This window comes from Phenylobacterium sp., assembly GCF_024508875.1.
In the GTDB taxonomy this organism is placed as follows: Bacteria; Pseudomonadota; Alphaproteobacteria; order Caulobacterales; family Caulobacteraceae; genus Phenylobacterium.
In genome coordinates this window covers 1-10,541 of record NZ_JANINU010000053.1, presented here as the reverse complement: position 1 = coordinate 10,541, position 10,541 = coordinate 1, and the positions used below count along the sequence as shown (strand labels likewise).

Genomic DNA, 10,541 nt, shown 5'->3' with positions numbered 1-10,541 from the left:
GCCGGCGGCTTCTGGCCCGACCGCGGCTACGAGTGGTACGCGGGGATCTGAGCCGCCGCCAACTTGTCGCGAGCGGCGGGATCGGCGATGTCGATAGGACGTGGCCGAGACCTCAGCCGGAGAACGCCGATGCCGCCGACGTCCGAACTGTCCGCGCGGCAGGACCTTGTGCGGGCCTATCGCCAGGTCGCCGAGCTCGGGCTGACCGAGCTGTCGTCGGGAAATCTGAGCGTGCGCCACGGCGATGGCATGCTGATCTCGCCCACCGGGGCCAGCGCCGAGACCATCGACGAGGACAGCCTGGTGTACGTCGGCTCCGATGACACCTGGGAGGCGGACCGGAAGCCCTCCAGCGAGTGGCAATTGCACGCGCGGATCTATCGAGGCAGTCCCGGGACGAACGCGGTGGTGCACACGCACTCCGACTACTGCGTGGCCGTCGCGTGTCACGGCCAGCCGCTGCCGGGCTTCCACTACATGGTGGGGGCGTTCGGAGGGGACGACGTGCCGTGCGTGCCCTACTCGACCTTCGGCAGCGAAGCCCTGGCGCGCGACGTGGCCGAGGCGCTGCAGGCGCGCAGCGCGTGCCTGATGGCCAACCACGGCGCGACCACACGCGCCCGCAGCCTGGCCAGCGCCGTCGCCCTGGCGCACCGGTTGGAGATTTCGTGCCGCCACTATGTGCTGGCGCGGGCGCTGGGCGAGCCGCGGCGGCTGACGCCCGAGGACTGGGCGGATTTCCACCGGCGGACCGGCAACAGCGGCTACGGCCGGACGGCGTGAGGGGCCCATGACGACCGGATTGCTGGCCATCGGACTCACCACGCTGGACATCAACGCCTACCCGATCGACGCGCTGACCCACACCGAGCGGGCGAGCCTCATAAAGGGGCTGGCCTGTGCGCCCGCGGGGACTGCGGCGGGGGCCGCGCTCGTCGCCGCCAAGCTGGGCGTGCGGACGGCGCTGGCGGGGGCGGTCGGCGACGACATGAACGGCCTGTTCGTCCGGACCGGCCTGGAGAGCCTGGGCGTCGATACCCGCCTGCTGGCGACGCGCGCGGGCGAGCCGACCTCGTCCACGCTGCTGGCGGTCGAAAGCGACGGCCGACGCTCGAGCTTCCATCGGCCGGGCGCGGGGCTGTCGCCGCCCCTGGACGCCGCGGTGGTCGCCGCCGCGCGCGGGAGCCGGTTCGTGCACTACGCCGCCGTCGGCGGGCCGACGACGGACGGCGGCCCCGGCGCGGCCCTGCTGGCCGAGGCGAAGGCCGCCGGCGCGGTCGTGACCTGCGACCTGATCTCGCCGAGAGGCAGCGCGGCCGAGGAGATCGGCCGCATCCTCCCGCACGTGGACTATTTCATGCCGAGCGCGGCCGAGGCGGTGTTGCTCTCCGGCTCGGAGGATCTGGCGGCAGCGGCCGAGCGGTTCGTCGCTCTGGGCGCAGGGGCCTGCGTGATCAAGAACGGGCGCGCCGGCGTCGTGGCGCTCATCGACGGCCGGCGTCACGCCGTGCCGGCGTTCGCCGTCGATGCGGTCGATACGACAAGCTGCGGGGATTCGTTCTGCGCCGGCTTCATCGCGGCCCTCGACCGGGGCTGGGGCCCGCTGGAGGCATGCCGGTTCGCCGCGATGGTGGCCGGGCTGGTCGCGGAGGGCGTCGGCACGCTGGGCGCCCTGGCAAGCTTCGACGCGACGGTGACGGCGATGGGGCGATACGCCGTGGCGAGCTAGGTCCGCGCTGCGTCAGTACACGTTCGTCGCCACCACCTCCGCCTCGGCGGCGCACTTGGCGGCGTCCGGCGCCGGGGCGGTCTTGCGAACGGCGGCCACTTCCTTCCGCACTTCGTCCAGGTCCTTGCGGAACGCCTCCTTGCCGTGCAGCGCGGCGACGAGGATGGAGCCGTTGGCCCAGCCCATGTGGACGGCGCTCATGTTGTGCACGCCGCAGACCATGCGGCTTTCGCCGAAGGCGCGGGCGCGGGACATGATCGGCGTGGCGCGGTCGGGCGCGATCTCGGACAGGAGCAGGCCGACCGTCCAGCCCCAGGTGTTGTGGCCCGACGGATAGTCGGGGCTCTTGGCCAGCCCCTCCGACTTGGCGATGCAGGTGTTACCCTCGTCGATGAGATAGGGCCGCTGGCGCTTGTAGATGTCCTTCGGCCGGTTGGTGATCTGGCTGGCGTCGCGGCCGACACGCGCGAACAGGGCGTAGGTCTTGGGCGCGTTCTGCGGCGTGAGCTCGGCGCCGAGCGCGCAGCTCATGCCCTTGATGATGCCGAACGAGTTGTCGTCGCCCTTGGCCATCTCCCAGCGCGGCGTGCCCTCGAACTTCCGCGTCTGGAGGTACAGGGTGCGGTCGGCCTCGTAGCGCGTTGTGCCGGCGACCGGCGCGGGCGGCAGGATTTTGTAGGTGTCGACGTCCTCGGCCGTCAGGTAGGGCTGGGGAACCGCCGGCGCCGCGGGCTTCGGCGCCTCGGCCGCGCCGATCAGGCCCACCGCGGCCACGCTTACAAGCACCTGCATCATCCGCATCGCACACTCTCCCGAAACTGTGGCTTCGGGTGTCGCAAAGGCGCGCCGTCGTGGCAACGGGGGCCGCCCGCCGCGCCGCCTGAGCCGGAAACGAAAAAGGGCCGCCGGACGTGCCGACGGCCCCCGATCGGTAGTGTGGGACGGAGCCCTACGCCTTCTGGAACAGGTCGGCCCAGCGGCGCTTCTTGCGGTTCTTGTGCGCGCCGCGGTGCCAGGCGTCGGAGGCGATGAGCGGGACGACGGTGGTGGCTTCCGCGAACACCATCTGCTCCCAGGTCACGTCCACCTTGCCCCACGAGCAGGCTTCCTTGAGCGTCGAGGACGAGCAGGCGCCGTCGCGCACGTCGGCCACGGTGATCTGGACCGCGTACTTGTGCATGTCGACCTCGTGGCCGAGGATTTCGGCGCAGACGACGGTGTCCTGCGCGAAGTTCTTCGGCACGCCGCCGCCGACCATGAAGAGGCCGGTGGCGCCCGCCTTCAGCTTGATCTCGGTCAGCTCGCGGAAGTCGGCCACCGCGTCGATGGTGAGATAGGGCTTGCCCGCCTTTATCCGCTCGACCTGGTGCTTCACGAGGCCGAAGCCGGCCGAGCTGTCCACGAACGCGGGGCAGAAGATCGGCACGCCCTCGCGGTAGGCGACCTCGACGAGGCTGTCGGGCTTCTTGGCGTTGCCGGCGGCCAGCCACTTGCCCATCTCATGGATGAACTCGCGGCTGGAGTAGGGGCGGGGCTCCAGCATCTCGCACAGCGCGTAGATCGTGCCGTCGCAGTTCTGGAGCTCCTCCTCGTCGATGTAGGTGTCGTAGATGCGGTCGATGTACATCTCGCGCAGCTCACGGTCGTCGACGGTGGAGTCGGCCTGGTAGTGCTTGAAGCCGAGGGCTTCGAAGAAATCCATGTCCACGATCGAGGCGCCGGTCGCGACGATCGCGTCGATCATCCCGTACTTCACCATGTCGCGGTAGATGTGCATGCAGCCGCCCGCCGAGGTGGAGCCGGCCAGCGTCAGCCAGGTCGAGCACTCGGCGTCCTCCAGCGACATCGACCAGATGTCGGCGGCGCGCGCGGTGTCGCGGCTGGTGAAGCTCATCTTGCGCATGGCGTCGATCACCGGACGGGCGTCGTACTGGTCGATCGCCACGTGCTCGACGGTGTTGGCGAGCAGTTCGGCTTTGCGGTTCGAATTCACCGGAGCGTTCATCTTCCGAAGTTCCCTTCTGAGGGTGATCGCCCGTCGGAAAACAGAAAGGCGCGACCGGGACGGAGCGACCGGCCGCGCCTATAGCACTAATGTGACCCTTTTAGCGCTTGCGGCGCTTCTTCCCGGCGGCGCCCTTGGGGCGCGACAGACGGACCACCTTACGCTCCTCCTCCCGCTCCTCGCGGGGCAGGCGGATCGAGCGGCCGGCCAGGCCGAACATCGAGGCCATCGGCGCATCGCCCACGATCGCGGTCTCGGCGTCGCCGAAGCCGTTGAAGCGGGTGTTCATGGCGACGCCATAGGCGCCGAGCATGCCGATCTCGATGTAGTCGCCTTCCTGGATGTCTTCCGGCAGCCAGAACGGGCCCGGCATGTGGTCGAGGCTGTCGCAGGTGGGACCGTAGAAACGAAAGGGCTTCAGCGGCCCTTCCACCTCGTGCGCGCCCTCGCCCTCGCCGCGGTAGAGCTTCACCGGAAAGGGCCACTTCACGTGCGCCGCATCGAACAGCGAGCCGTAGCTGCCGTCGTTGAGGTACAGCGCGTCGCCCTTCTTGAGCTCGACCTTGGTGAGGATCGAGGAGGCCTCGGCCACCAGCGCCCGGCCGGGTTCGCACCACAGCTCGGTGTCTTCGTGCACGCTCATCTCGGCGAAGCCGCGATGGATGCTGTCGGCGTAGTCGGCCATGTCGGGCGGAACCATGCCCGGATAGACCGACGGGAAGCCGCCGCCCACGTCCACGATGTCGACCATGACGCCGGCGCGCACGATGGCGCGGTTCGCCTGGGCCATCGCCGCCTGGTAGGCGGTCGGCCGCATGCACTGGCTGCCGACGTGGAAGGAGACGCCCATCTTGCCCTGGGTGGCGCGGCGCGCGGCCAGCAGCAGCGAGGGAGCCTCGTGCGCCGGGACGCCGAACTTGCCGGACAGGGAATAGGACGCGCCTTCCGCGACGACCGCCAGGCGGACGATGAGCGTCAGGTCGTTGGCCCCGTCGGTCGCCTCGAGGATCTTTTGCAGTTCCTCGTGCGTGTCGAACGAGAAGGTCTTCACGCCATGGCGGTGATACGCCTCGGCGATGGCCTTGCGGCTCTTCACCGGGTGCATGAACGCCATGCGCGCGCCCGGAGCGAACTGGGCGACCAGTTCGATCTCAGGGACCGAAGCCACGTCGAACGAGTTCACGCCGGCCTTCACCAGGGCCTCGATGACCCACGGCGAAGGGTTCGCCTTCACAGCGTAGAAAACGTCGCCTTGAAAATTGTCCTGGAACCAGCGCGCCGCTACGGCCACAGCATCCGGCCGCGCAAAGGCGACAGGACGCTCCGGAGACCGCTCGCGGACCAGGTCCAGGGGCGTATGGTACGTGTGCACCTCACGCAACCCCCAACGGATTGTTGAACCCAGACCGGCGTTAGCAGCGCTTTTTAGGACTTCGGGTCCGCCGGAAGGCGCGCAGATAGGGTCTTTGGACGGGTGTGTAAAGGGCTTGTTTGTGCGGCGGGTCGGCGCGGCGGCCGGACGGGTCTGTCCGGGGGGGCGCAAGCGTCGAATATTCCGGCTTTTTCAACCCGGAGCGAACATGTCGCAGGGCCGCGCTAGACCGGGGGCGGCGCGCCGTGCCATGAAGCCGGGCTAATACGGGAAAGCTCCGACCAGTCACATGCCTGACGCCGCCGTTCTGTCGATACGGAACGTCTCCAAGACCTTCGGCCAGCGCCGCGCCCTCGACGGGGTGTCGCTGGAGGCCACGAAGGGCGAGATGATCGCCCTCATCGGCCCGTCGGGATCGGGGAAATCCACGCTCCTGCGCTCGATCAGCGCCCTGCAGACCATCGACGCCGGTCCCGGCCAGATCGTCGCCTTCGACGGCCCGGTCCAGAAGGACGGCAGGATCGATCCCAACGTGCGCAAGACCCGCACGCGGATCGGCATGATCTTCCAGCAGTTCAACCTGGTGGGCCGGCTCAGCCTGTTCACCAACGTGGCGCTGGGGTCACTGGGCCGCATCGGCTTCTGGCGCGCCGCCTTCGGGCTGTGGCCAGAGGAGACCAAGCAGTCGGCCATGGCCGCCCTGCACCGCTTCGGCGTCTCGGACTACGCAGCCCAGCGCGCCAACACGCTGTCGGGCGGCCAGCAGCAGCGGGGCGCGATCGCCCGGGCGCTGGTGCAGAAGGCCAAGATCATCCTGGCCGACGAGCCGGTCGCCTCGCTGGACCCCGTCTCGGCCCGCCGGGTGATGGAGATCCTGCGCGAACTCAATCGCGACGACGGCCTCACCGTCATCGTCACCCTGCACCAGGTGGACTACGCGTTGCGCTACTGCGACCGCGTGGTGGCGCTTAAGGCGGGCAAGGTCGTCTACGACGGCCCGTCCGGTGGCCTGAAGCGCGAGCAACTCATCGACATCTACGGCCCCGAATTCGAGGACGTCTTCTGGGAAGGAGCGCCCACATGATCCGTCGCACCCTCATCCTCACCCTGAGCGCCGCGGCCCTGGCCCTGGCCTCGTGCGGCAAGCCCGCCGAGAAGCCGGCGGAGGGCGGCACGCCCAAGGAGCTCACCTTCTCGATCCTGTCGGCCGAGAACCAGACGTCCATGGAGCCGCTCTGGGCGCCGCTGCTGGCAGACATGTCCGAGCAGATCGGCGTGAAGGTGAAGCCCTACTTCGCCACCAACTACACGAGCCTCGTGGAGGCCATGCGCTTCAAGCAGGTGCAGATCGGCTGGTTCTCGGCCTCGCCCGCGCTGGAGGCGGTGAACCGCGCCGACGGCCAGGTGCTGGGCCGGGTGGTCGATGCCGGGGGCGATGCGACCTACAAGTCGGTGATCATCGTCAAGAAGGGCAGCGGCATCACCCTCGACAAGGTGCTGAAGTGCGACAAGACCCTGTCCTTTGGCCTGGGCGACACCCAGTCGACGTCGGGCACCCTGGCGCCGATGACCTATCTGTTCACGCCCAAGGGCATCGAGCCGAACAAGTGCTTCAAGTCGGTGCGCTCGGCCAGCCACCAGGCCAACGCCTTCTCGGTGGCCAACGGCGTCGTCGACGTGGCGACCAACAACTCGGTCGGCATGCTGTTCTTCCAGCGGCAGAGCCCCGAGCTAGCCGCCAAGGTCGAGACGATCTGGCAGTCGCCGCCGCTTCCCGAGAGCTCGATCGTGGTCCGCAAGGACCTCGATCCGGCGCTGAAGGAGAAGATCCGCCAGTTCTTCCTCACCTATGGGACGGGGACCGACGAAAAGGCGGAGAAACAGCGCGAAGTACTGAAGGGCCTCGCCTACGGCGGCTTCCGCCCGGCGGACAACTCCTACCTCGACCCGATCCGCGAGATGGAAGCCAGCGAAGGCCTGGCCGCCGCGAAGCGTTCGGGTGACGCCGCCAAGATCGCCAAGGCCCAGGCCGAGTTCGACAAGATCAGCGCCGAAGCCGCCAAGAGCCGCGCCCTCGAGCCCGCTCCCGCCCAATGACGACCCCGACCGCCGTTCCGCCGCCGCCGAAGCGGTCGCTGGCCCAGCGCGCCCCGGACATCGCGCTCTGGGGCGGCCTGGTCGTGCTGCTGGCGATCGCCTTCGGGCCGGCCGAGCTCAACAAGTTCCCGCTGCTGTTCCAGAACTCCGGCAACATGCAGGAGCTGGGCAAGGGCTTCCTCAGCCCCGACTTCACCGATCTGGGGCTCTATGCCTCGAAGATGTGGCTGACGGTGCAGATGGCGCTGTGGGGCACGGCGCTGGCCATCCTGGCGGCGGCGCCGCTGGGCCTGCTGGCCTCGCGCAACATCACCCCGGCCTATATCCAGATCCCGGTGCGCCGGTTCCTGGACATCGTGCGCTCGGTGCCCGACCTGGTCATCGGGATGATCTTCCTGGTGGCCGTAGGCCCGGGGCCTCTGGCGGGGGTCATGGCGCTGTCGATCGGCACCTCGGGCGTGCTGGCCAAGCTGTTCTCGGAGGCCGTCGAGTCCATCGACAAGGGTCCCGTGGAAGGCGTGCGCGCCACCGGCGCCCACAAGCTGCACGAGGTGATCTGGGGCGTGATCCCGCAGGTCGCGCCGTTGTGGACCAGCTATGCGCTGTACCGCTTCGAGTCGAACAGCCGCAGCGCCACCGTGCTGGGCCTGATCGGCGCCGGCGGCATCGGCCAGGTGCTCTTCGACAGCCTGAACGCGTTCGCCTATTCCAACACCGCGGCCATCGTGGTGGTGATCATCGTGGCGGTCAGCCTGATCGACATGCTGAGCCAGGCGATCCGGAGCCGGCTGCTCTAAGCGCGGCGGGCCTCAGCAGGGCGGCGCCTTGGCGTAGCTGTCCAGGTACTCGGCGTATGGGCGCATGCCCAGGGCCCCGCGGCGCGCTTCGATCCCCTCCGGAGCCTCGGTGGGGAACGGGACGAACCGGCCGTTCTCGCATCTCATCTGCGAGCCGTAGCGTTGCGGCCGGCCCTCGGTCGTGGCCAGGCGGTCGTACATCAGCGCGTAGTCGCCGCCGGCGATTTCCCCCTTCGCCGCCAGCGGCTCCAGCACCGGCAGGAACCTGCGCCATAGGTCCGGCCCGGCATGCTGGACGATCATGAAGGCGGCCTGAGAGGCCTCGCGTCCGTACTTGCCGATCGTGAACCAGCCCTCGGGCGGCAGCATCTCCAGCAGCGCCTTCTGGTTCGCCGCGTCGACGTCGCGGATCTGTTTGGAGACGATCTTGAAGGCGGCGTCGCGGTCCGCGGCCGGCAGCTTGCGCGGATCGATCTTGCCGAGGCCCGCCCGCGCCGCCTGGTCCAGGGCTCCCAGGCGGACCAGCGTCTCGGCGTCATCCTTCGGCGGGGGCAAGGCAGCCTGCTTCGCGCGGACCTCGGCGATCGCGGCGGCCACGGGGGCGATGGCGATGCGGGTCTCTAGGGAGACGTCGGCCGGGGGCGCCGCGACGTGGACGGCCGCGGCCTGTACGAGCATGGCGGCGACGAGCATGGCGATCCCCTGCGAGGTGTGACGGTGACGCTTGCCTCAGGTTGTGACCGGATTCTGGCGCAACGAAAAAGGGCGGGATCTTTCGATCCCGCCCTCGTTCCGTAGGTGCGTCCCCGGCTCGGCCCGCGCGGCTCTCGCCGCTCCGTGCCCGGGATGACGAGCTACATGGTTAGAAGTCCATGTCGCCCATGCCGCCCATGCCACCGCCGGGCATGCCGCCCGCAGCGCCGCCGCCCTTCTTGGGGGCTTCGACGATGGCGGCTTCCGTGGTGATCAGCAGGCCGGCCACCGAGGCGGCGTCCTGCAGGGCCGTGCGGACGACCTTCGCCGGGTCGATGACGCCGGCCTTCACCAGGTCGACGTACTCTTCCGACTGGGCGTTGAAGCCGAAGGTGGCCGAGCCGTTCTCCAGCACCTTGCCGACCACGATCGAGCCTTCGACGCCGGCGTTCTCGGCGATCTGACGGATCGGGGCCTGCAGGGCGCGGCGCACGATGGCGACGCCGGCTTCCTGGTCGTCGTTGTCGCCCTTGAAGCCTTCGAGAACCTTCGAGGCCTTCAGCAGGGCGACGCCGCCGCCGGGGACGATGCCTTCTTCCACCGCAGCGCGGGTGGCGTTCAGGGCGTCATCGACGCGGTCCTTCTTTTCCTTCACTTCGACTTCGGTCGAACCGCCGACGCGGATGACCGCGACGCCGCCGGCCAGCTTGGCCAGACGCTCTTGCAGCTTTTCCTTGTCGTAGTCCGACGAGGTCGTTTCGATCTGAGCCTTGATCTGGGCGATGCGGCCGTCGATGTCGGTCTTGTCGCCCGAACCGTCGACGATCGTGGTGTCGTCCTTAGTGATCGTGACCTTCTTCGCCTTGCCCAGCATGTCGAGCGTGACCGACTCGAGCTTGATGCCCAGGTCTTCGGAGATGAGCTGGCCGCCCGTCAGGATGGCGATGTCTTCCAGCATGGCCTTGCGGCGATCGCCGAAGCCCGGAGCCTTGACCGCCGCGACGCGCAGGCCGCCGCGCAGCTTGTTGACCACCAGGGTGGCCAGCGCTTCGCCCTCGACGTCCTCGGCGATGATCAGGAGCGGACGGCCCGACTGGACCACGGCTTCCAGGACCGGCAGCAGCGGCTGCAGGGTGGAGAGCTTCTTTTCGAAGAGCAGGATGAGCGGCTCTTCGAGGTCGGCCTCCATCTTCTCGGCGTTGGTGATGAAGTACGGCGACAGGTAGCCGCGGTCGAACTGCATGCCTTCCACGACGTCGAGTTCGGTCTCGGCGGTCTTGGCTTCCTCGACGGTGATCACGCCTTCGTTGCCGACCTTGGCCATGGCCTTGGCGATCATCTCGCCCACTTCCACGTCGCCGTTGGCCGAGATGGTGCCGACCTGGGCGATCTCGGAGTTGTCCGAAACCTTCTTGGCGTTCGACTTGATCTCTTCGATGACCTTGGCGACCGCCTTGTCGATGCCGCGCTTCAGGTCCATCGGGTTCATGCCGGCGGCGACCGACTTCAGGCCTTCGACGACGACGGCCTGGGCCAGGACCGTGGCGGTCGTGGTGCCGTCACCGGCCTTGTCGTTGGTCTTCGAGGCGACTTCGCGGATCATCTGCGCGCCGAGGTTCTCGAACTTGTCGGCCAGTTCGATTTCCTTGGCGACCGACACGCCGTCCTTGGTCGAGCGCGGGGCGCCGAAGGACTTCTCGATGACCACGTTGCGGCCCTTGGGGCCCAGGGTGACCTTCACCGCATTGGCGAGGATGTTGACGCCGCGCAGCATGCGGTCGCGCGCGTCAGAAGCGAAATAGACGTCTTTGGCAGCCATGGCTGGTTCTCTTTCCTAGAATTTCGGTG

General features: G+C 68.5%; 10 protein-coding genes. 5 read left to right on the top strand and 5 right to left on the bottom strand.

The window, feature by feature from the left end:
* Positions 1-129: 129 nt before the first annotated feature.
* Both Q0L11_RS05320 and Q0L11_RS05315 read left to right on the top strand, forming a co-directional pair.
* Entirely contained in the window at positions 130-783 is a 654-nt protein-coding gene (locus Q0L11_RS05320) for a class II aldolase/adducin family protein (RefSeq protein WP_296595881.1), read from the top strand.
* 7 nt (positions 784-790) lie between these two features.
* A complete protein-coding gene (locus tag Q0L11_RS05315; RefSeq protein ID WP_296595880.1) occupies positions 791-1,729 on the top strand; it encodes a carbohydrate kinase family protein in 939 nt (312 codons plus the stop codon).
* Positions 1,730-1,741: 12 nt separating this feature from the next.
* Here the strand turns inward: Q0L11_RS05315 and Q0L11_RS05310 are convergent, their stop codons facing one another.
* The 3 genes from Q0L11_RS05310 to Q0L11_RS05300 form a co-directional block, all read right to left on the bottom strand.
* The gene (locus tag Q0L11_RS05310) at positions 1,742-2,530 is read right to left on the bottom strand and encodes a phosphatase PAP2 family protein (protein WP_296595879.1); all 789 of its coding nucleotides are present in this window, start codon (positions 2,528-2,530) and stop codon (positions 1,742-1,744) included.
* A 148-nt stretch (positions 2,531-2,678) separates the two neighbouring features.
* Positions 2,679-3,734, bottom strand: a complete 1,056-nt coding sequence (locus tag Q0L11_RS05305) for a deoxyhypusine synthase (RefSeq protein WP_296595877.1) — start codon at positions 3,732-3,734, stop codon at positions 2,679-2,681.
* Between the two features lie 100 nt (positions 3,735-3,834).
* Positions 3,835-5,106 (bottom strand): type III PLP-dependent enzyme, encoded by a 1,272-nt coding sequence (locus Q0L11_RS05300; protein WP_296595876.1) that lies wholly within the window; start codon positions 5,104-5,106, stop codon positions 3,835-3,837.
* Between the two features lie 289 nt (positions 5,107-5,395).
* On the opposite strand from Q0L11_RS05300, the gene phnC reads away from it, so the two are divergent.
* Genes phnC through phnE form a run of 3 tightly spaced genes read left to right on the top strand, consistent with a single transcriptional unit; the run spans position 5,396 to position 8,000 of the window.
* The gene (phnC, locus tag Q0L11_RS05295; RefSeq protein WP_296595875.1) at positions 5,396-6,190 is read left to right on the top strand and encodes a phosphonate ABC transporter ATP-binding protein; all 795 of its coding nucleotides are present in this window, start codon (positions 5,396-5,398) and stop codon (positions 6,188-6,190) included.
* Positions 6,187-7,203, top strand: a complete 1,017-nt coding sequence (phnD, locus tag Q0L11_RS05290; protein ID WP_296595874.1) for a phosphate/phosphite/phosphonate ABC transporter substrate-binding protein — start codon at positions 6,187-6,189, stop codon at positions 7,201-7,203. Before phnC ends, phnD begins: the two co-directional genes overlap by 4 nt.
* On the top strand, positions 7,200-8,000 hold the full coding sequence (gene phnE / locus Q0L11_RS05285; RefSeq protein WP_296595873.1) for a phosphonate ABC transporter, permease protein PhnE: 801 nt from the start codon (positions 7,200-7,202) through the stop codon (positions 7,998-8,000). The genes phnD and phnE overlap by 4 nt, the downstream gene beginning before the upstream one ends.
* Before the next feature lie 12 nt (positions 8,001-8,012).
* On the opposite strand, the gene Q0L11_RS05280 is transcribed toward phnE, so the two are convergent.
* Both Q0L11_RS05280 and groL read right to left on the bottom strand, forming a co-directional pair.
* A complete protein-coding gene (locus Q0L11_RS05280) occupies positions 8,013-8,693 on the bottom strand; it encodes a DUF6624 domain-containing protein (protein ID WP_296595871.1) in 681 nt (226 codons plus the stop codon).
* Between the two features lie 169 nt (positions 8,694-8,862).
* Positions 8,863-10,512 carry a chaperonin GroEL gene (gene groL, locus Q0L11_RS05275; protein WP_296595869.1) on the bottom strand — a complete coding sequence of 550 codons (1,650 nt, stop codon included), beginning with the start codon at positions 10,510-10,512 and terminating at the stop codon, positions 8,863-8,865.
* Positions 10,513-10,541 lie beyond the last annotated feature (29 nt).